This window comes from Streptomyces parvus (assembly GCF_032121415.1).
GTDB classification, from domain to species: Bacteria; Actinomycetota; Actinomycetes; order Streptomycetales; family Streptomycetaceae; genus Streptomyces; species Streptomyces globisporus_A.
Genome location: NZ_CP135079.1, coordinates 4,528,796 through 4,549,033, shown reverse-complemented (window position 1 = coordinate 4,549,033; position 20,238 = coordinate 4,528,796). Strand labels below are relative to the sequence as shown.

The following is a 20,238-nucleotide window of genomic DNA, read 5'->3' as shown; positions in this document are numbered from 1 at the left end:
GACGCGCCGTCCGGGCCGGGCCCCCGCGGGCCTGGTCTCCGCGCCGGGCCGGTGTCCTGTCGGCGGGTGCCGATACGCTCGCCCGTATGGCTCTCAACACGTCCGCGGAAGCGCCGCTGCCCGTCGGCGAGGTGTCCCGGCTCATCGGGGGGTGGATCGACCGGCTCGGCGCCATCTGGGTGGAGGGGCAGATCACCCAGCTGTCGCGGCGGCCGGGGGCCGGGGTCGTCTTCCTGACGTTGCGCGATCCGTCGCACGACATCTCGGTGAGCGTCACCTGTTTCCGGCAGGTCTTCGACCGGATCGCCGATGTGGTGACGGAGGGCGCGCGGGTCGTCGTCCTCGCCAAGCCCGAGTGGTACGCGCCCCGGGGGCAGCTGTCGCTGCGGGCCACCGACATACGGCCGGTCGGCATCGGGGAGCTGCTCGTGCGGCTGGAGCAGCTGAAGAAGTCGCTCGCGGCCGAAGGGCTCTTCGCGCTGGACCGGAAGAAGACGCTCCCCTTCCTCCCCCAGCTCATCGGGCTCGTCTGCGGGCGGGCCTCCGCCGCCGAGCGGGACGTCCTGGAGAACGCCCGCCGCCGCTGGCCCGCCGTGCGCTTCGAGGTCCGCAACACCGCCGTGCAGGGGGTGAACGCGGTCGCCCAGGTGGTGCAGGCGGTCGAGGAACTGGACGCGCTGGACGAGGTCGATGTGATCGTGGTGGCCCGGGGCGGCGGCAGCGTCGAGGATCTGCTGCCGTTCTCCGACGAGCAGTTGGTCCGGGCCGTGGCCGCCTGCCGTACGCCGGTGGTCTCCGCGATCGGCCATGAGCCGGACTCCCCGCTGCTGGACCTGGTCGCCGATCTCCGCGCCTCCACGCCCACGGACGCGGCCAAGAAGGTCGTCCCCGACGTGGGCGAGGAGCTGGAGCGCGTACAGCAGTTGCGGGACCGGGCGCTGCGCACCGTACGGGGGCTGCTGGACCGCGAGGAGCGGGGGCTCGCGCACGCGCTGGGCCGCCCCGCGATGGAGCGGCCCCAGCGGCTGGTGGACGAGCGCGAGGCCGAGGTGGACGCGCTCCTCGGGCGCGGCCGCCGGGTGCTGGGCCATCTGCTGGACCGGGCCGACTCCGAGCTGGCGCACACACTCGCCCGGGTCGTCTCGCTGTCGCCGGCCGCGACCCTGGAGCGGGGGTACGCCGTGCTCCAGCGGCCCGACGGCCATGTGGTGCGCTCCCCCGACGAGGCCGGGGCGCCCGGCGAGCCGCTGCGGGCGCGGGTGTCGGAGGGCGAGTTCACGGTGCGGGTGGACCGGGACGGATGAGCGGCGCCGGCAGCGGCCGGGGCCGTTCCCACGATGACGTAACAGCTCACATCTAGGGTGGATCACATGACGGACGACGGTACGGCGGCGGCTGCCGCCACGGGCACGCTCGGGTACGAGCAGGCGCGCGACGAGCTGATCGAGGTCGTGCGCCGGCTGGAGGCGGGCGGTACGACGCTGGAGGAGTCGCTGGCCCTGTGGGAGCGGGGCGAGGAGCTGGCCAAGGTCTGCCGGCGCTGGCTGGAGGGCGCCCGCGCCCGGCTGGACGCGGCCCTGGCCCGCCCGCAGGAGGGCGGGGACGAGGGCTGAGGCGGGCCCCGCAGCGCGCCGACGACGGCCCGCGAGGGCGCCGGCCGGGGCGGAGCCGAGAGCCTCACCAGGTAGCTGCACCATGCAATGGTGTGCAATGGATCACTCAGTTCCGGCTTTAGTTGAAAGTTAACCTATCTCTGGCGTACCTTCGAGCCCTCCCCACCGCGTTCGTTCGGAAGGTTTGCACCAGATGTCCCTCGTTCTCGACCCCGCCGCTCAGGACCTCCTCTTCCGCGAGGCCCGCACCGCCAACACCTTCACCGACGAGCCCGTGACCGACGAGCAGGTCCAGGCGATCTACGACCTGGTGAAGTTCGGCCCGACCGCCTTCAACCAGTCGCCGCTGCGTGTCGTCCTGGTCCGCTCCGCCGAGGGGCGCGAGCGCCTGGTGCGGCACATGGCCGAGGGCAACCGCCCGAAGACCGCCACGGCCCCGCTGGTCGCGATCCTGGCCGCCGACAACGAGTTCCACGAGGAGCTTCCGGCGCTGCTCCCGCACTTCCCGCAGGCCAAGGACATGTTCTTCTCGGAGCGCCCGGCCCGTGAGTCGGCCGCCGGACTCAACGCCGCGCTCCAGGCCGCCTACTTCATCATCGGCGTCCGCGCCGCCGGTCTGGCCGCCGGCCCGATGACCGGCTACGACGCCGCGGGCATCCAGAAGGAGTTCCTGGACGACGACCACACCCCGCTGATGGTCGTCAACATCGGCAAGCCGGGCGAGGACGCCTGGTTCCCGCGCAGCCCGCGCCTCTCCTTCGACGAGGTCGTCACGACCGTCTGAGCCGCCGCCACACGGTCCCGTCACGCGCGAAGGGCCCCGGAACACCACCATCTGGTGCTCCGGGGCCCTTCGCGTACGGAGCCGGCGCGGGCCGCGCGTCAGCCGGCCGGCGTGGCGGGCGGCGTCGTCTTCAGCGCCTCGGCCATCTCGACCAGGCTCTCCTTCGGCGCCGAGCCGGTGACCACCGTGGTGTGGCCCTTGCCGGGCAGTACGAGGGCGTTGTACTTGTCGCCCTCCCAGACCTGCCACTCCTTGCCCGCCACCGTCTCGGTCCGGCCGGTGTCCTTCGCCTTCTGGCTGACCTCGGGGACGTACGTACGCGCGGCGGCGGTGGACTGCTCGACCGCGACGTACCTGCGGTCGGCGTCGAGGAAGCCCAGGTGCCAGGACTTGCCCTCGGCCTCGTCGTACCGGACGGAGGTCGCCTTCCACTTCTCCGGCAGGCCCTCCGGCGCGGCCACCGGGTAGGGGGCGGCGGTCCGTACCGTCGCCAGCTCCACGGTGAAGTCGACCGCCTTGATCGGGTCGGCGTGCTCGTCCTTCGGGATGAAGAGGTATATGACCCCCGCGCAGGCGGCGATCACCAAAGTCGACAGGAACATGTCCCGGACCGTCTGCTTGCCTCGCTTGCTTGCCACGGGTCCATGGTGGCACGCGGCCTGACACGCCCGGCCGCAGGGTGCCGGTCCGGGGCGGCGACGCCAGGGTGCTCATGCGTGACCCGCCCTGCTCATTTTATCGACCTACCGATAGAGTCGCAGCACCCTCATATCCGGTCGTCGCCGTACAGAAAGGTGCGCTCCGATGTCCGAGCATCATCTGCCGTCCCAACTGGAGGTCTCCCCGGAGGCCCCCGACCGCAACCTGGCCCTGGAGTTGGTCCGGGTCACCGAGGCCGCCGCCATGGCGGCCGGGCGCTGGGTGGGCCGCGGCGACAAGATCGGCGCCGACGGCGCCGCCGTGAAGGCCATGCGGACCCTCGTCTCGACCGTCTCGATGAACGGCGTCGTCGTCATCGGCGAGGGCGAGAAGGACGAAGCCCCCATGCTGTTCAACGGCGAGCGGGTCGGCGACGGCACCGGCGCCGAGGTCGACATCGCGGTCGACCCGATCGACGGCACCACGCTCAACGCCAAGGGCATGCCGAACGCCATCGCCGTGCTGGCGGCGGCCGACCGCGGCGCGATGTTCGACCCGTCGGCGGTCTTCTACATGGACAAGCTGGTCACGGGGCCCGAGGCGGCGGACTTCGTCGACATCAACGCGCCCGTGGCCGTGAACATCCGGCGCGTCGCGCGGGCGAAGAACTCCACGCCCGAGGACGTCACCGTCGTCATCCTCGACCGGCCCCGGCACGAGGGCATCGTCAAGGAGATCCGGGAGACCGGCGCGCGGATCAAGTTCATCTCGGACGGCGATGTCGCGGGCTCGATCATGGCGGCCCGCGAGGGCACCGGCGTCGACCTGCTGATGGGCATCGGCGGAACGCCCGAGGGCATCATCTCGGCGTGCGCCATAAAGTGCCTCGGCGGCGTCATCCAGGGCAAGCTCTGGCCCAAGGACGAGGCGGAGCGGCAGAAGGCGCTGGACGCGGGCCACGACCTGGACCGGGTGCTGTCCACGGACGACCTGGTCAGCGGCGACAACGTGTTCTTCGTGGCGACGGGGATCACCGACGGTGAGCTGATGCGCGGTGTGCGGTACCGCGCGGAGACGGCGACCACCGAGTCGATCGTGATGCGGTCCAAGTCCGGCACGATCCGGTCGATCTCCTCGACCCACCGGCTGTCGAAGCTGCGCGCCTACAGCGCCATCGACTTCGACCGCGCGAAGTAGCCGACGCCCGGGGCGCGGAGGGGGTGCGGGGAGCCGATCGGCTCCCCGCACCCCCTCCGGGCACGTCGGCGTTCAGCCTGCCGCGGCTATGTGCTCGGCCGTCGACGCGGCCTTGAGTTCGATGTCCCGCCGTCGCCGCCGGGCGAGCGCCACCCGGCGCTCGGCAGCGGTGAGCCCGCCCCACACCCCGTACGGCTCGGGCTGCATCAGCGCGTGCTCCCGGCACTCGATCATGACCGGACATCCGCCGCACACCCTCTTGGCGGCCTCCTCGCGGGCCAGCCGGGCGGCGGTCGGTTCCTTGGAGGGGGCGAAGAAGAGACCCGCCTCGTCGCGGCGGCAGGCCGCGTCGGAATGCCAGGGGCCCGCATCGTCCTCCCGGGCGGGGGTCCGCTGGGCCGGAACGGCGGCGACCTGCAGAGGCTGATGCGGCGATTGCAGCACGGGCTACTCCTGACGACGGCTACGGCTTCGGCTTCGCGAGCGGGAGTCGATGCAGCACTCCCTACCCGCTGTACGTACGCCTATGCACTGAGTGGCACCGGCGCGCGACTCACCGCAATGCGCCCCCACGGCATTCTGGCCGATTACCGAAGGTCGCCCGTCGTGCCGTATTCAGTGGCCCAGGTGTTTACGCAGCCGCCTCTGGAGATCCGCGACGAACTTTCCCCGCTTCGGCTTCGCCTCCACACTCCCGAACACGGCATAGCCGTTCACGACGACGACCGGGGCTTCCGGGTCGGCGGATTCGAGCGACTTCACCTCGAAACCGCCGAACACACCGGTGCCGTTGCCGCGCAGGGAGATGTTCTCCGGGACGCGGACCTCGACGCTGCCGAAGATGGACGTCGCGTTGATGACGGTGAAGCGTTGGCCGAAAAGAGCTTCGGTCAGATCGATCTCCACGCTGCCGAAGAGCGCGAAGGCGTTCGTCCGGCCGCCGACCCGCCAACGACCCTTGCGGACGGAGCTGCTGAAGACCGCGACGAGATTGTCCGCGGGGCCTTCCGGGGCCTCCGGGCCGTAGCTGTACGGGCGCGGGCCCGGGCCCCGCGCGGTGGAGCCGGAGGAGGCGGGCAGGTCCCGGACGAGCGGCTGGAGCTCGCCGACGGTCTTGGCCCGGTAGACCAGGTCCACCCGCTCGGCGTGCTCGTCCGCCGTCAGACGGCCCTCGGCCATCGCCTCCCGCAGGATGTCAGCGATCCGGTCGCGGTCGGCGTCGGAGGCGCGGATGTCGTCGCCGTTCAGGACTTCGGCGGGCGGTGGGACGGCCGGCCTGAGGGGCTGCTGGGGCTGCTTCTCTAGGTCCACCGCCCCAGCGTACCCAAACGCGATAGATCGCGACTACCCCTCCAACCGGCGCGCCCCGCCCGGCCCGCGTCCAGGTGAGCCTTACCTCACAGGATCCGCGCGAAGCCGGCGTTCTACCCTGGTGGACGCGCTGCCCGAGGGAGGTCAGCCGCTGTCGCCGAGTGAGGAATGGCCGTCATGGCAGAGTTTGCGTACTCCGATCTGCTCCCCCTGGGGGAGGACACCACGCCGTACCGTCTGGTGACCGCCGAGGGTGTCTCCACCTTCGAGGCCGACGGCCGTACGTTCCTCAAGGTCGAGCCGGAGGCGCTGCGCACCCTGGCCGCCGAGGCCATGCACGACATCTCGCACTACCTGCGCCCCGCCCACCTGGCGCAGTTGCGGCGGATCGTCGACGACCCGGAGGCGTCCTCCAACGACAAGTTCGTGGCGCTGGACCTCCTGAAGAACGCGAACATCGCCGCGGCCGGTGTCCTGCCGATGTGCCAGGACACCGGCACGGCGATCGTCATGGGCAAGCGCGGGCAGAACGTGCTGACCGAGGGCGGTGACGAGGAGGCCCTGTCGCACGGGATCTACGACGCGTACACCAAGCTCAACCTGCGCTACTCGCAGATGGCCCCGCTGACCATGTGGGACGAGAAGAACACCGGCTCCAACCTGCCGGCCCAGATCGAGCTGTACGCCACCGACGGCGGCGCGTACAAGTTCCTCTTCATGGCGAAGGGCGGCGGCTCGGCCAACAAGTCGTTCCTCTACCAGGAGACCAAGGCCGTCCTGAACGAGGCCTCCATGATGAAGTTCCTGGAGGAGAAGATCCGTTCGCTGGGGACCGCGGCCTGCCCGCCGTACCACCTGGCAATCGTGGTCGGGGGTACGTCGGCGGAGTTCGCGCTGAAGACCGCCAAGTACGCCTCCGCGCACTACCTGGACGAGCTGCCCGCCGAGGGCTCCCCCACCGGGCACGGCTTCCGGGACAAGGAACTGGAGGAGAAGGTCTTCGAGCTGACGCAGAAGATCGGGATCGGCGCGCAGTTCGGCGGCAAGTACTTCTGCCACGACGTGCGCGTGGTGCGCCTGCCCCGGCACGGCGCCTCGCTGCCCGTCGCGATCGCCGTGTCCTGCTCGGCGGACCGCCAGGCCACCGCGAAGATCACCGCCGAGGGCGTCTTCCTGGAGCAGTTGGAGAAGGACCCGGCGCGCTTCCTCCCCGACACCACCGACGAGCACCTCGACGAGGCGGGCGGGGACGTCGTGGAGATCGACCTCAACCGGCCGATGGACGAGGTGCTGGCCGAGCTGACGAAGTACCCGGTCAAGACCCGGCTCTCGCTGACCGGCCCGCTGGTCGTGGCCCGTGACATCGCGCACGCCAAGATCAAGGAGCGGCTGGACGCGGGCGAGGAGATGCCGCAGTACCTGAAGGACCACCCGGTCTACTACGCGGGCCCGGCGAAGACGCCCGAGGGGTACGCCTCCGGCTCCTTCGGGCCGACGACGGCCGGCCGGATGGACTCCTACGTGGAGCAGTTCCAGGCGGCGGGCGGCTCGAAGGTGATGCTCGCCAAGGGCAACCGCAGCAAGCAGGTCACCGACGCCTGCGACGCGCACGGCGGCTTCTACCTCGGCTCGATCGGCGGCCCGGCGGCCCGCCTCGCGCAGGACTGCATCAAGAAGGTCGAGGTCGTCGAGTACGAGGAGCTCGGTATGGAGGCGGTCTGGAAGATCGAGGTCGAGGACTTCCCCGCGTTCATCGTCGTCGACGACAAGGGCAACGACTTCTTCACCGAGCCCGCCCCGGCTCCGACGTTCACCAGCATTCCGGTGCGGGGGCCGGGCCTGGCCTGACCCGTACCGTACGCACGTAGAGGAGGGCCCGTCCGCGCGGACGGGCCCTCCTCACGTGGTCAGTCGTCCAGCAGGCCCGACGTCGCGACCAGGTAGCCGAGTTGGGCCCGGCTGTTGCTGCCGAGCTGCTCGGAGACCTTGCGCATGTGCTCGGCGACGCTGCGGCGGCTCATGCCGATGCGGCGGGCGATGGCGGCGTCCGTCTCGCCGTTGACGACGGCCTGGAGAATCGCGCGCTGGAGGCCGGAGGTGACGACGGGGGTACGCAGCGGCGTGCGTTCGGGGCGTACGGGGACGGCGCGGGACCACGCCTCGTCGAAGTGGCGGGCCAGGAAGCGGACCAGCGACGGGTGCCGGACGCGCAGCGCGGTGTGCGGTTCGTCGGAGTACGGGATGAAGGCGAGGTCCCGGTCGAAGACGATGAACCGGTCCATGACCTCGGGCAGGGTCCTGATCTCGGCCCCTTCGGCGGTCACCTGCTCGATGTAGGCGAGCGTGGTGCGGTCCGAGCGGACGGTGTGCTGGTAGAGGGTGCGCTGCCGGACGCCGCGCCGCAGGTTGTTCAGATCGCGCGGGAGGGACTCCGCCAGGACGCGGGCGGGGCGCCCGCCGCCGGGGTGGGCGGTGCGGACCTCGACGCGGCAGCCGCTTACCCCGGCGTCCAGGGCCTTGCTGATGACGGCCTCGCCGGAGAGCCGGGTGAGGGCGGGGCGTTCGGGCCGGTGGACCTCGGCGTAGAGGCACTCGAAGGCGGCGAGGGTGGCCCGGGCGGAGCGCAGGGTGCGGCGCTGCTCGACGATCGCCTTCTCGATCGGGGCGAGCGCGGCGAAGGAGGCGGTCTCCGGCGGTACGGGGATGAGGTGGCCGGGCGAGTCCTGGTCGGCGACCAGCAGATGCAGGGAGAGCAGGCAGGGGGGTGCGGCGGCGGCCGGGAGGCCGCCCTCCGTCAGCGCACGGCGATAGGTCGCGAGCGCCGCCTCGCAGGGGTGTTCCGGTATCGACCGGTCCGAGGGTGATTCACGGCAATCACATACCGGTGAGGGGGAATGATCGTCCTTCACAAGGATGCAGATTACCTTTGTGCAATCGGGAGTCTCCCGCCCGGCTCCCGCGCTCGACGAGTATGAGCGGGTGACATCTGGAATCGGGAGTGCGGACGGGCCGACGGCGGACGAGCCGGACGGCGGGTCTCGAAAGACCCGGGACAACGCGGTCTCCGAGCGCCGTTTTCGATTCCTGGTGGCCGGATACGCGGTGTCTTCCTACGGCACATTCCTGAATATGGTCGCGCTCAATCTCTTCGTCTACGAGACGACGGGCAGGGCGTTGGCCATGGGGCTGTTCATGGCGGTGCGGCTGGCCTCCGGATTCGTCGCCGGACTGGTCGTCGGCGGGCTGCTCGCCCGTTTCAGCGCGAAAAGCATCATGCTGTGGGCGAATGTCGGTCAGGGCGCCGTGATGCTGGTGCTCATCCTGGCCCCTGACTCCCTGGTGACCGGGGCGCTGACGGCCGTCTCGGTGGTGATCGGGGCGTGCGGGACGCTGTTCATGGTCGCCTTGCGCAGCTCCATCCCGGAGATGGTCGGGGAGGACCGCAGGGCCTGGGCCAACTCCCTCTCGATCACCGGCCGTTCGATGGCCATGGTGGCGGGGTTCGCCTCGGCGGGCGTGGTGGTCTCCCTCGTGGGGTACACCGCCGCGTTCCTGCTCGACATGGCGACGTTCGTGGTCTGCGCGGTGACGGTGGCCCTGCTGCCGATCGCGGGCGGCAAGGGGGCGGGGAGCGCCGCCGGGGCCTTTGGCGCCGGGAAGGGCGGGAAGGAAGCGAAGAGCGGGCCGCGGTGGCGGCCGGTGGCCTTCCTGGCGCTCGCCGCCGCTCCCGGTCTGGGCCTGATGGTGGCCCTGCGCGGGGTCGACGCGTTCGGCTCGTCGTCCCACAACGCGGCGCTGCCGGTCTACTCCGCCTCGCTGGACGCATCGAACCCGGCGGTGTTCGTCAGCGCCTTCTGGTGTGTGTGGGCGCTCGGCAACATCGGTGCCCAGCAGGTGATCCAGCGGTACACCCAGCGCACCGGCCGGACCGTGGGAGCGCTCGGGTTCGGCTACGGCACGGTGGTGATGTCGGCGGCGTTCATCGCGGCGTTCGCCGGGTTCCCGCTGGCGGTCACGGCGGTGATCGCGCTGATCGCGGGGGGAGCGGACGGTCTCACCGAGGTCGCGTACACCTCGCACCTCCAGACACTTCCGGCCACGTTGCGCGGTCACGCCTTCGGGCTTTCGGCCACTTTCGAGAACCTCGGTTTCGGGGTCGGCATGATCCTGGTGGCGGCGGCCCTCGACCGGTTCTCCCCGCTGGCCGTGGTGGGCTGGTCCCACGGCGCCGCCATCGTCGTCGCCGTGGTGTTCCTGCTGCGGGTGGCGGCGCTGCGACGGGCCGAGCCCGCGGGCCCGATGGGGTGTGGGGGCGGGGCGGGGCGGGCGGGGCTGCGAAAGGAAGAAGCCGTTGAGAGACGACCGGATCGCGGTGATCGGGACGGCGCTGAGGTTTCCGGGGGCTGACACCCCCGAGGCGTACTGGCGCGACATCCGGGCGGGCACGAGCCGCGTACACCGGTTCACCCGGGCCGAGTTCGCCGCGGCGGGGGTCCCGGCGGCGGAGTACGAGCGGCCGGGGTTCGGCGGGGCGAGCGCGCCTCTGGCGGACGTGGACGGTTTCGACGCCGGGTTCTTCGGGATGAGCGGACGGGAGGCTGAACTCACCGATCCGCAGCAGCGGCTGTTCCTGGAGTGCTGCTTCCACGCGCTGGAGGACGGGGGGTACGCGGGCGGCGAGGACCGTTGCGCGGTCGGCGACGGCGGCTCCGTACGGATCGGGGTGTACGGCAGTTCCGGCTACCGCCTGTACTCGCTGCACAGCTATCTGGCACACCACCTCGCGGCGGAGGCCGACTCGGGCGACTGGATGACCGCCAAGCAGGTCCAGGTCGGCAACTACACCGATTTCACTGCCACCCGGGCCGCCTTCCGGCTCGGTCTGACCGGGCCCGCGCTCACCGTGTCCACGGCCTGCTCCAGCGCCCTGGTCTCGGTGCATCTGGCCTGCCAGGCGCTGCGCGCCGGGGACGCGGAGCTGATGCTGGTGGGCTCGGCCGCCCTGCATCTTCCGCAGGTCAGCGGCCATGTCCCGGTGAAGGGCTCCACGCTCTCGCCCACCGGCACGGTCCGGGCGTTCGACGCGGACGCGGACGGCACGGTCGGCGGGAACGGGGCCGCGGCCGTCCTCCTGAAGCCGCTGGCGCGGGCGCTGGCCGACGGCGACACCGTGCACGCGGTGATCCTGGGCTCGGCGGTCACCAACGACGGCGCGGCCAAACGGGGGTTCGCCGCTCCCGGGGTCGCCGGGCAACGGGACGCGGTGCTCGGGGCGCTGCGGGCGGCGGACGTGGACGCGGCGTCGATCGGCTATGTGGAGGCGCACGGCACGGGCACGCTGAAGGGCGATCCGATCGAATTCGCCGCCCTGACCGAGGCGTTCCGCGCGTACACGGACCGGACCGGGTTCTGTGCGCTCGGCTCGACGAAGCCGGCCATCGGCCATCTGGACAGTGCGGCGGGGCTGGCGGGGCTGATCAAGGCCGTCGAGGTGCTGCGGCACGGGATCGTCCCGCCGCTGGTGAACCTCGCCCGGCCCAACCCGGCGCTGGCGGTGGACGACAGCCCCTTCCTCCTGCCGGTACGGGAGCGGGGCTGGCCGCTGGCGGGGGTGCGGCGAGCCGGTGTGCACTCCATCGGCATGGGCGGTACGAACGCTCACGTGATCCTGGAACAGGCGCCGGAGGCCGTACCCGCCTCCGCCGCACCGACGGCGGCTCCCGTGCCCGCGCTGCTGCCGCTGTCGGCCGCCGACGGGGACGCGCTGCGGGCCTGCGCCACAGCCCTGCGGGACCGTCTGGCGGGCGGGGATCGCCCCGCCCCCGCCGATCTGCTGACCACCACCGCGCTCGGGCGGCGGCTCCTGCCGCACCGGCTGGTGGTCACGGCCGCGGACCCGGTGGCCGGTCTGGAGGCGTTCCTGTCCGGGGCCCCGGCGGGCGAAGCGTACACGAGGGGGGTCGCCGGCGGCGTAGGGGATCCGGCGCCGGTCCTCCTGTTCAGCGGGCAGGGCGGCGGCCACCCGGGCATGGGCGCTGCACTCGCCGCGCGCTTCCCGGTGGTGGCCGAGGTACTGGAGTCCTGCGCCCGGGTGTACGCGGAGGAGACCGGCCGGGACGGCTTCCTGGACCGGATCGTCGGCGGGCAGGGTCCCGCACGGTGGGACACCGGGTTCGCGCAGCCCGCCCTCTTCGCCCTCCAGATCGCCCAGGCCCGGCTGTGGGAGCGGCTCGGGGTCACCCCCGCCCGGGTCGCCGGGCACAGCGTCGGCGCGTACGCGGCGCTCTGCGTGGCCGGGGCGCTGGACACCGAGGACGCGATGCGTCTGGTCTGCGGGCGCGGGCGGCTGATGCAGGAACGGTCCGCCCCGGGCGCGATGGTCTCCGCGTTCGTCCCCCGGGCCCGGGTGCGGGAGCTGCTGGCCGCCGTACCCGGTCTTGAGCTCGCCGTGGTCAACGGGGCCACGCACCATGTGCTGGGCGGCCCCCCGGAGGCGGTGGACGCGGTGCGGGTGCTGCTGGCGGCGCGCGGTGAGGCGTACGAAGTGCTCGCCGTGGAAAGGGCGTTCCACACGGCGCTGCTCGATCCGGCGCTGGAGGAGTTCCGGGTCCTGGCCGACAAGGTGGAACCGCGCCCGCTGCACACGGAGTTCGTCGACGGGATCGACGGCGCGGTCCGCCCCGCCGGGTGGCGGCCGGACGCCGCGTACCTGGTCGCGCAGGCCCGCCGTACAGCCGACTTCGCCGCCGTCCTGGCGGAGTTGGGGCCCTCGCCCCTGCTGCTGGAGCTGGGCCCGTCCGCCGTGCTGACGGGGCTGGTCCGCCGGGCGTTGCCGGACGCGGTCTGCGTACCGACCCGGGACTGGGAGGGGGCGGTGGCCGCGCTGCACTGCGCCGGGGCCGGGGTGGACTGGGCGGCGCTGCTCGACGGCTGCGGCGGCCGGCGCGTCCGGCTGCCCACGTACCCCTTCCAGCGGCGCTCCCACTGGCGGGGCCCCGCACCGTACGTTCACCCATCCCCATGCCCGACGGAGGACCGCATGACCGAACAGGCCGTACTGGACAGGGTGCTGGAGCTGACCGCGCGCCATCTCGGCCACCGGCCGGACGAGGTCTTTGCCGACCGCACGTTCGTCGGGCTCGGCGCCGACTCGCTCCAGCTCATCGGGATGGTGCGGCAGTTGGAGGCCGAGTTCGGCACGGAGATCAGCATGCGGGAGGTCCTGGAGGAGGCTGGCACCCCCCGGCTCACGGCCGCGCTGATAGCCGGGCGGAAGGTTCCCCCGGTGGCGGCGGCCCCGCCCTCGGCTCTCCTCGCTCCCCCGGCCGCCCTCACGGCCCCGGCAGCCCCGGAGGCCGCAGCGGTGGTGGCGCCGTCGGCCGACGAGCCCCGGTACGCCACCCGGGCCGAGGTCGCCGCCCTGTCCGAGCAGATACGTCAACTGGCCGAGACCCAGGCGGCGATGCTCACCCAGCTCTCCGAGGCCGTCGCCCTGCTGACCGCCCGCACCACCGGGACGGACGCGCGATGAGCGCGGGGATGCCCGCGCCCGCCGACGCCGCAGCCGGGGCCGCCGAGGCCGTGGCCCGGGCGGCGGAGCTGTCGCGGGCTCTCACCGTCCAGCTCGCGGCTGCCCGCGCGCAGGCCGGGGGGCAGGTCGCGGAGCAGGTCCCGGCGGAGGGGGATCCGCGGCCCGCCCCGGAGAGGACGCACGGCCCCCGGCTCGTCGTGGACGCGGCGGGCGGGATGGCCGGGGCGGGGGCCGACGAGGTCCAGCGGGCGCACACCGCTTCGCTGATCCGGCGGTTCACGGAGCGCACCCGCACCTCCAAGGAGCTGGCCCAGCGGCACCGTCCGGTGCTGGCCGACAGCCGGGCCGTCGTGGGGTTCCGGGACGCCACCAAGGAGATGCTGTACCCGCTCGCGGCCCGCTCGGCGCACGGCTCCCGGCTGGTCGACGTGGACGGCAACGCGTACACCGACATCACCATGGGATTCGGCGCACTGCTGCTGGGACACGAGGCGGAGCCGGTCACCGAGGCCGTGCGCCGCCACCTGGCCGACGGACTGCGCTTCGGTCCCCGCTCCCCCGACACCGGGGAGGCGGCGGCCCTGCTGGCCTCGCTGACCGGCATGGAGCGGGTCGCGTTCGCCTCGTCCGGTACGGAGGCGAACTCGGCGGCGATCCGGCTGGCCCGGGCCGCGACCGGGCGCGACAAGGTCGTCATGTTCCGGGGCTCGTACCACGGACACATCGACTCCGTCCTCGGCCGCCCGGGCGGCCCGGGGCAGCACACGGTCCCCGTCTCCCGGGGCATCCCGGACAGTGCGGTGGCGGAGCTGATCGTGCTGGAGTACGGGGAGCAGGAGTCCCTGGAGACGATCGACGCCCTCGGGGAGACGGTCGCGGCCGTGCTCGTCGAGCCCGTGCAGTGCCGCAACCCGGGCCTGCGGCCGGTGGAGTTCATAAGGGCGCTGCGCGAACTCACCGCGCGGCGGGGCATCGTGCTGCTCTTCGACGAGATGCTGACCGGGCTGCGGCCCCACCAGCGCGGCGCGCAGGCGCACTTCGGGGTGGTGCCGGACATGGCCACGTACGGCAAGGCGCTCGGCGGCGGCTTCCCGATCGGCGCGGTCGCGGGGCGGGCGGACCTGCTCGACGGGGTGGACGGCGGGTTCTGGCGGTACGGGGAGCCAGGCGGGCCCGCGCGCGAGACCGCGTTCATCGGCGGTACGCACATGCAGCACCCGCTGTCGATGGCGGCGGCCCGTGCGGTGCTCACGCACCTCACCGAGCAGGGACCCGGGCTCCAGAGCGGGCTGAACGCCCGCACGCAGGCGCTCGCGGACCGGCTCAACACCTTCTTCCGCGACGAGGAGTTCCCGCTGGAGCTGGCCCACTTCGGGTCGATGTTCCGGTTCAGGCACCGCGCCGACCTGGAGTTGCTCTACCACCATCTCCAACTGCGCGGTGTGTACGTATGGGAGTGGCGCAGCTTCTACCTCTCCACCGCCCACACGAAGGAGGACGTGAACCGGGTCGCGGAGGCGGTGGAGGGGTCGCTGCGCGAGCTGCGGGACGGCGGGTTCTTTCCCCGGTCCGCTCCCCGCCCGGTGGCCGTGAAGCCGGTCGGCGTCCCGCGTCCCGCGCCCGACTTCGGCGTCTACTTCTTCGGCGACCACCCGGAGGCGGAGGAAGCCGCCGAGGCCGGCGGGACCGATCGCACCGGCCGGGCCCGCGCTCCTGAGGCGTACGACGCGCTCTTCGAGACCGTGCGCTTCGCCGACGAGCACGGCTTCTCCTCCGTCTGGCTGCCCGAGCGGCACTTCGACTCCTTCGGCGGACTCTTCCCGAACCCCGCCGTGCTCGCCTCCGCCGTGGCCCGGGAGACCGAGCGCGTCCGGATCAACGCGGGCTCGGTGGTCCTGCCGCTGCACGATCCGGTGCGGGTCGCCGAGGAGTGGTCGGTGGTCGACAACCTCTCCGGCGGCCGGGTCGGCATCGGCTGCGCCACCGGCTGGCACGCCCGGGACTTCGCCCTGCACCCGGACCGGTTCGCGGACCGGCGGCGGGTCGCCTTCGACCACCTGGACGAGGTGCGGCGGCTGTGGCGCGGGGAGGCGGTGCGGCGGCGCACGGGCGAGGGCGCGGAGGCGGAGATCCGGATCCGGCCGCGTCCGGTGCAGGAGGAGCCGCCGTTCTTCCTGGCGACCTCCGGGCAGCGGGCCTCGTACGAGGAGGCGGCCCGGCGCGGTCTCGGGGTCGTCACCAACCTGATGAGCCAGACCGTGGACGAGCTGGCGGCGAACATCGCGCACTACCGGCGTTCGCGGGCGGCGTGCGGGCTCGCCCCGGACGCCGGGCGGGTGACGGTGCTGGTGCACACGTATCTGGGCGACGACCACGCCACCGCCCGGGCGGACGCGCTGGAGCCGATGGTGCGCTATCTGCGGTCCTCGCTGCTGATGCGCTCGGCGGCGACGGCGGCCGGGCAGCGGCGCGAGGACGTGGCGGCGGCGAGCGAGGAGGACCTGGACTACCTGTTCCGCCGGGCCTACGACCGCTACTGCGACCAGCGGGCCCTGATCGGTACGCCGGACAGCGTCGCCCCGTTCGTGGCCGCCCTGCACGGGGCCGGGGTGGACGAGATCGCCGCGCTGGTCGACTTCGGGATGGACCGGGAGCGACTGCGGTCGGGGCTGGAGCGGCTGGACGTCCTGCGCCGCCGGACGCGGGAGCGGGCCGAGGAGGCGGCGGCGGAGCCCGCGAACCGCCCCGCACGGGAGACCGTCGCGCCCGCCACCTCCGCCCAGCGGCGGCTGTGGCTGGCCGCGCAGTTGCTGGAGAACCCGGCGGCGTACAACGAGACCCAGGCCGTACGGCTGCGCGGCCCGCTGGACGTGCCGGCGCTGCGGGCGGCGGTGGACGGGCTGGTCGAACGGCACCCGGGGCTGCGAACGGTGTTCCGGGGCGAGGACGAGGCGGGCGTCGTCCAGGTCGTCCGCGACGGGCTCCGCATCCCGTTGGCGGTGTCCGACGCGCGGGGGCAGGACCCGGACGAGGCGATCGAGGCGCTGCTCTCCGAGGAGAGCCACCGTGCCTACGACCTGGCCGGGGGGCCGCTGTTCACGCCCCGGCTGCTCCGGCTGGCCGAGGACGACCACGTGCTGGTCCTCGGTATGCACCACATCGTAACCGACGCGCACTCGGCCGCGCTGGTCGCCGGGGACCTCCGGGAGCTGTACACGGCGGCCCGCGCCGGGCGCCCGCCGGTCTTCGCACGGTCCGCCGGAACGACCGTCGGGGCCCCCGAGCCGCCGCACGACCCGGCCGACCTGGCCTGGTGGCGCGGGCTGCTGGGCGAGAAGCCCCCGGTGCTGTCCGTGCCGACGGACCGGCCGCGAGGGCGCCGGGTGGCGGGCCACGGAGGGGCGGTGGCCCGGACCCTGGGCCGGGAGCGGGCGGACCGGCTGCGGGAGTGGAGCGGGCAGCAGGGCGTGACGCTGTTCGCCACGCTGTGCACGGCCTGGCAGCTGGTGCTGCGGCGGCGGTCGGGGCAGGACGCGTTCCTGCTGGGCACGACGTTCGGGCGGCGGCGGCCTTCGATGGCGGACACGGTGGGCTTCCATGTGGCCCTGCTGCCGCTGTCGCTGTCCGCAACCGACTCCACCCCGCTGCCGGAGGCCGTACGGGCCACCGGCCGGGCGCTGTTCGCGGCGGAGGAGCACAGCGGGGTGGACCTGGACGCGCTGGTCGCCGCCGTCCACCCCGACCCGGGGAACCCGCGGCCGCTGGTGACGGTTTCGGTCGATCTGGACCGCGCGGCGCTGGCCGGAATCGACCTGCCCGGGCTGCGGGCGGACGGGGTGGCGGCCGGGACGGAATCGGCGCCGCTGGAGCTGGCGCTGATGGCCACCCGCTGCCCGGACGGGAGCCTGCGGCTGCGGCTGCGCTACGACGCGGACCTGTTCGACGCGGCGACGGCGACGGGGTATCTCGCCGAGCTGGAGGAGCAGTTGGAGGCGGTGACAGCCGCCCCGCGCGAGGAGCCCGCACCCGGCGAGGAGGCCGTCCCCCGCGAGAAGCACTCACCGCACGAGCCGGCCGCCCGGCGCGGGAAGCCCTCCCCGGACGCCGCCCTCCTCCGCGAGATCTGGGACTCCGTCCTCGATGCGCGCGGCTTCCCCGACGACAGCAACTTCTTCGACCTGGGCGGCAATTCGATCGCCGCGATCCGCCTCGTGAACCGGGTCCGGGACACCCTCGGCGTCGACTACCCGCTGGTGGACTTCTTCGCCGAGGCCACGCTGCGGGCCATGACCGCGCAGCTGGTGACCGGCGACGGGCCCACCGCAGCGGCGGAGGACAGCGCCGCCGACGCCGACGCCGCCGAGGACACCGCTGTCGTCGACCGCGCCCCGGTCAGCGACCAGCAGGCCCGCATGATCGCCGGGCACCACGCCATGCCCGACCCCGCCGTGTGGAACATCCCCACGCGGATCACGTTCACCGGGGCGCTGGATCCGGCGGCCCTGCGGTCCGCCGTCTCCGAGGTGATCGCCCGGCACGACGCGCTGCGCACCCGGTTCGTCCAGGAGGACGCGCCGGACGGGCCCTGGTGGCAGGAGGTCGTGGCGGCGGGGCCGGTGGCGTTGCCGGTGGAGGATCTGACGGCGCTGCCCGCCGGCGAGCGGCGGCCCCGGGCGGACGCCCTGTGCCGGGCGGACGCTGCGGCCCCCTTCGAGCCGGGGCGGCCCCTGCTGCCCCGGCTGCGGCTGCTGCGGGTGGAGGAGGACCGCTGGGAGCTGATGTTCGTCCTGCACCACGTGTGCGCCGACGGCTGGTCGCTGTCCCTGCTGCTCGCGGAGATCGCCGCGCTGTACACGGCGGCCGCCGCGGGCGTCCCGCACGGTCTGCCCGATCCGGCGATGCAGGCGCCGGGGTACGCCCGGTGGCAGCGGGAACACCACGATCCCGGGGCCGAGGAGGAGCGGGCCGCGTTCTGCGCCCGCTATCTGGACGGGGTGCCGTCCGCCGTCCCCGTACCGACGGACCGGCCGCGTCCGCAGAAGCTGAGCGGGCACGGGGACACGGTGCGCGGGGTCGCGTCGGGCGGCCTGCGGGCGGCGGTGGAGAGGCTCGCTGCCGACCGGCACACCACCCCCTTCGCCGTCGCCGCGGCCGCCCTCGGGGTGTTCCTGACCCGGCTGTCGGGCGAGGAGGACACCTTGCTGAGCGTGCCGTACGCCAACCGCGAGGGCACCGCGTCGGAGTCGCTCGTGGCGATGACGTCGACAGCGGTGATGGTCCGCGTACGGCTGGATTCAGCCAATCTTGGGGAGACGTGCGCGGAGCTCGCGGTGCGGACGGGGGCGGGGGCGCTCGGCGCCATGGCGCATGTGCTGCCCACGGCCCGCATCATGCAGGCGATGCGGGACGCGGGCGCTGTCAGCGTCCCCGACCGGGTGCCGCACGTCCTGGCCTTCCAGAACTCCGTCGACACGGACATCGAGATCCCCGGGCTGCGGGTCGAGGTGGCCGATCTGGCACCGCCGCTTTCCCGCAGCGAGCTGTGCTTCGGGCTTGCGCCGCGCCGGGACGCCGCGAAGGGTTATCGAACGTTCCTGGAATTCTCCACCGACCTGTGGGACCACACGACCGCCCACGACCTTCTCGCGTCGTACACCGACCTGCTCGCGGAGTTCTGCGCCCGGCCCGACCGGCCGGTGCGCGAACTCCTCGGGGAGCGCCCCTCGCGGGGGCCCTCGGGCCAAGGCTCCGGGGGCTCCGCCCAGGGCGCCAGCGCCGGGCCCGACCAGCCCGGCGGACCGTCACCCTCCCAGTCATTGCCGAACACCGGAAAGGCGGACGCCGTATGACTCCGGCCCCCCACCGCAGCCACACCGACGACCTGCTCTCCTTCATCGCCGCCAGCCCGTCCCCGTACCACGTGGTTGCCAGTGCGGCCCAGCGTCTGGAGAAGGCCGGGTTCCGTGAACTGCGCGGCACCGACGACTGGACCGGGGCGGCCGGCGGCCTGTTCGTCTGCCGCGCCGGTGCGCTGATCGCCTGGTACGTCCCCGAGGACGCGCCCGCCCACACCCCGTTCCGGATCGTCGGCACCCACACCGACTCCCCGAATCTGCGGATCAAACCCGCTCCGGACACCGGGACTTCGGGGTGGCGGCAGATCGGGGTGGAGATCTACGGCGGGGTGCCGCTGAACACCTGGCTCGACCGGGACCTCGGCATCTCCGGCCGGCTCGCGCTGCGCGGCTCCGACGGTGTGCCGCGCAGCCGGCTCGTTCAGATCGACGAACCCCTGCTGCGCGTACCCCAGTTGGCGATCCACCTGGACCGTTCGGTGAACGAGGGCGTGGCGCTGGACCGACAGCGGCACATCGCGCCGATCTGGGCGCTGGGCGACGCGCGGGAGGGCGAACTGCTGCGCCGGGTCGCGGCGGCGGCCGGTGAGGACCCGGCGGACGTCCTGGGCTGGGACCTGATGCTGCACGACATCCAGCCGCCCGGATACCTGGGCGTGGACCGGGAGTTCGTGGTCGCCTCGCGCCTCGACAACCAGATCTCGGTGCACGCCGGGGTCACCGCGCTGGTGGACGCGGCGACGGGGGCGACCCGGCCCGCGTTCGTCCCCGTACTGGCCGCCTTCGACCACGAGGAGGTCGGCAGCGGTTCCGAGACGGGCGCGCAGAGCCCGCTGCTGGAGCGGATCCTGTCGCGTTCCGTCTCGGCGCGCGGCGGCAGCGACGAGGACTGGTCACGGGCGCTGGCGGGCGCGTTCTGCGTCTCCGCCGACATGGCACACGCGGTGCACCCGAACTACTCCGAGCGGCACGACCCCGACCACCGCCCGCTGCCCAACGGCGGCCCCACCGTCAAGGTGAACGTCAACCAGCGCTACGCCACCGACTCCACCGGCATCGCGATGTTCACGGCGGCGGCCGAGCGGGTCGGTGCCCCCTGGCAGCCGTTCGTCTCCAACAACGCGATGCCCTGCGGCACGTCGATCGGCCCGCTCACGGCGGCCCGTCTCGGCGTCACCACGGTGGACGTCGGGGTGCCGGGCCTGTCGATGCACTCGGCGCGGGAGCTGTGCGGGGTCAGCGACCCGGGCTACCTCGCCGCGATCCTCACGACGATCATGGTCGGGGACTGACCGGACCCCGGTGGAA

Annotated in this window: 13 protein-coding genes; 9 read left to right on the top strand and 4 right to left on the bottom strand. The window is 73.2% G+C overall.

Going from position 1 to position 20,238, the window contains the following annotated elements:
- Window positions 1-86 precede the first annotated feature (86 nt).
- The 3 genes from xseA to RNL97_RS21640 all read left to right on the top strand — a co-directional run bounded on the left by xseA (window position 87) and on the right by RNL97_RS21640 (window position 2,397).
- Window positions 87-1,304 (top strand): exodeoxyribonuclease VII large subunit, encoded by a 1,218-nt coding sequence (xseA, locus tag RNL97_RS21650; RefSeq protein ID WP_030576421.1) that lies wholly within the window; start codon window positions 87-89, stop codon window positions 1,302-1,304.
- 66 nt (window positions 1,305-1,370) lie between these two features.
- On the top strand, window positions 1,371-1,613 hold the full coding sequence (locus tag RNL97_RS21645) for an exodeoxyribonuclease VII small subunit (protein WP_030576418.1): 243 nt from the start codon (window positions 1,371-1,373) through the stop codon (window positions 1,611-1,613).
- Between the two features lie 193 nt (window positions 1,614-1,806).
- Complete coding sequence (locus RNL97_RS21640) at window positions 1,807-2,397, top strand: malonic semialdehyde reductase (RefSeq protein ID WP_030576415.1); 591 nt, start codon at window positions 1,807-1,809, stop codon at window positions 2,395-2,397.
- A 98-nt stretch (window positions 2,398-2,495) separates the two neighbouring features.
- Here the strand turns inward: RNL97_RS21640 and RNL97_RS21635 are convergent, their stop codons facing one another.
- Window positions 2,496-2,999: a DUF4245 domain-containing protein gene (locus RNL97_RS21635; protein ID WP_030576412.1), complete on the bottom strand. Its 504-nt coding sequence runs from the start codon at window positions 2,997-2,999 to the stop codon at window positions 2,496-2,498.
- A 202-nt stretch (window positions 3,000-3,201) separates the two neighbouring features.
- On the opposite strand from RNL97_RS21635, the gene glpX reads away from it, so the two are divergent.
- The gene (glpX, locus tag RNL97_RS21630) at window positions 3,202-4,233 is read left to right on the top strand and encodes a class II fructose-bisphosphatase (protein WP_030115326.1); all 1,032 of its coding nucleotides are present in this window, start codon (window positions 3,202-3,204) and stop codon (window positions 4,231-4,233) included.
- A 72-nt stretch (window positions 4,234-4,305) separates the two neighbouring features.
- On the opposite strand, the gene RNL97_RS21625 is transcribed toward glpX, so the two are convergent.
- Together RNL97_RS21625 and RNL97_RS21620 are read right to left on the bottom strand one after the other, a co-directional pair.
- The gene (locus tag RNL97_RS21625) at window positions 4,306-4,677 is read right to left on the bottom strand and encodes a WhiB family transcriptional regulator (protein ID WP_030576405.1); all 372 of its coding nucleotides are present in this window, start codon (window positions 4,675-4,677) and stop codon (window positions 4,306-4,308) included.
- A gap of 171 nt (window positions 4,678-4,848) precedes the next feature.
- The gene (locus RNL97_RS21620; protein WP_030576403.1) at window positions 4,849-5,544 is read right to left on the bottom strand and encodes a DUF1707 SHOCT-like domain-containing protein; all 696 of its coding nucleotides are present in this window, start codon (window positions 5,542-5,544) and stop codon (window positions 4,849-4,851) included.
- Between the two features lie 168 nt (window positions 5,545-5,712).
- On the opposite strand from RNL97_RS21620, the gene RNL97_RS21615 reads away from it, so the two are divergent.
- Window positions 5,713-7,392 carry a fumarate hydratase gene (locus RNL97_RS21615; RefSeq protein ID WP_030576400.1) on the top strand — a complete coding sequence of 560 codons (1,680 nt, stop codon included), beginning with the start codon at window positions 5,713-5,715 and terminating at the stop codon, window positions 7,390-7,392.
- A 59-nt stretch (window positions 7,393-7,451) separates the two neighbouring features.
- Here RNL97_RS21615 and RNL97_RS21610 read toward each other — a convergent pair whose 3' ends face one another.
- Window positions 7,452-8,453, bottom strand: a complete 1,002-nt coding sequence (locus RNL97_RS21610; RefSeq protein WP_313751086.1) for a LuxR C-terminal-related transcriptional regulator — start codon at window positions 8,451-8,453, stop codon at window positions 7,452-7,454.
- An 82-nt stretch (window positions 8,454-8,535) separates the two neighbouring features.
- Between RNL97_RS21610 and RNL97_RS21605 the strand changes: the two genes are divergently transcribed.
- From RNL97_RS21605 to RNL97_RS21590, 4 genes are read left to right on the top strand one after another with little or no spacing between them, the layout of a single operon-like run.
- Window positions 8,536-9,951 carry an MFS transporter gene (locus RNL97_RS21605; protein ID WP_078651938.1) on the top strand — a complete coding sequence of 472 codons (1,416 nt, stop codon included), beginning with the start codon at window positions 8,536-8,538 and terminating at the stop codon, window positions 9,949-9,951.
- Window positions 9,896-13,075: a type I polyketide synthase gene (locus RNL97_RS21600; protein WP_313751085.1), complete on the top strand. Its 3,180-nt coding sequence runs from the start codon at window positions 9,896-9,898 to the stop codon at window positions 13,073-13,075. The genes RNL97_RS21605 and RNL97_RS21600 overlap by 56 nt, the downstream gene beginning before the upstream one ends.
- Entirely contained in the window at window positions 13,072-18,924 is a 5,853-nt protein-coding gene (locus RNL97_RS21595) for a MupA/Atu3671 family FMN-dependent luciferase-like monooxygenase (protein ID WP_313751084.1), read from the top strand. Before RNL97_RS21600 ends, RNL97_RS21595 begins: the two co-directional genes overlap by 4 nt.
- Window positions 18,921-20,222, top strand: a complete 1,302-nt coding sequence (locus tag RNL97_RS21590; RefSeq protein WP_030576387.1) for a M18 family aminopeptidase — start codon at window positions 18,921-18,923, stop codon at window positions 20,220-20,222. The genes RNL97_RS21595 and RNL97_RS21590 overlap by 4 nt, the downstream gene beginning before the upstream one ends.
- Window positions 20,223-20,238: the final 16 nt, after the last annotated feature.

Excerpts from the sequence above, each read along its gene's own strand:
- xseA (WP_030576421.1), top strand. The coding sequence starts at position 87 with ATGGCTCTCAACACGTCCGCGGAAGCGCCGCTGCCCGTCGGCGAGGTG.
- RNL97_RS21645 (WP_030576418.1), top strand. The coding sequence starts at position 1,371 with ATGACGGACGACGGTACGGCGGCGGCTGCCGCCACGGGCACGCTCGGG.
- RNL97_RS21640 (WP_030576415.1), top strand. The coding sequence starts at position 1,807 with ATGTCCCTCGTTCTCGACCCCGCCGCTCAGGACCTCCTCTTCCGCGAG.
- RNL97_RS21635 (WP_030576412.1), bottom strand. The coding sequence starts at position 2,999 with ATGTTCCTGTCGACTTTGGTGATCGCCGCCTGCGCGGGGGTCATATAC.
- glpX (WP_030115326.1), top strand. The coding sequence starts at position 3,202 with ATGTCCGAGCATCATCTGCCGTCCCAACTGGAGGTCTCCCCGGAGGCC.
- RNL97_RS21615 (WP_030576400.1), top strand. The coding sequence starts at position 5,713 with ATGGCCGTCATGGCAGAGTTTGCGTACTCCGATCTGCTCCCCCTGGGG.
- RNL97_RS21595 (WP_313751084.1), top strand. The coding sequence starts at position 13,072 with ATGAGCGCGGGGATGCCCGCGCCCGCCGACGCCGCAGCCGGGGCCGCC.
- RNL97_RS21590 (WP_030576387.1), top strand. The coding sequence starts at position 18,921 with ATGACTCCGGCCCCCCACCGCAGCCACACCGACGACCTGCTCTCCTTC.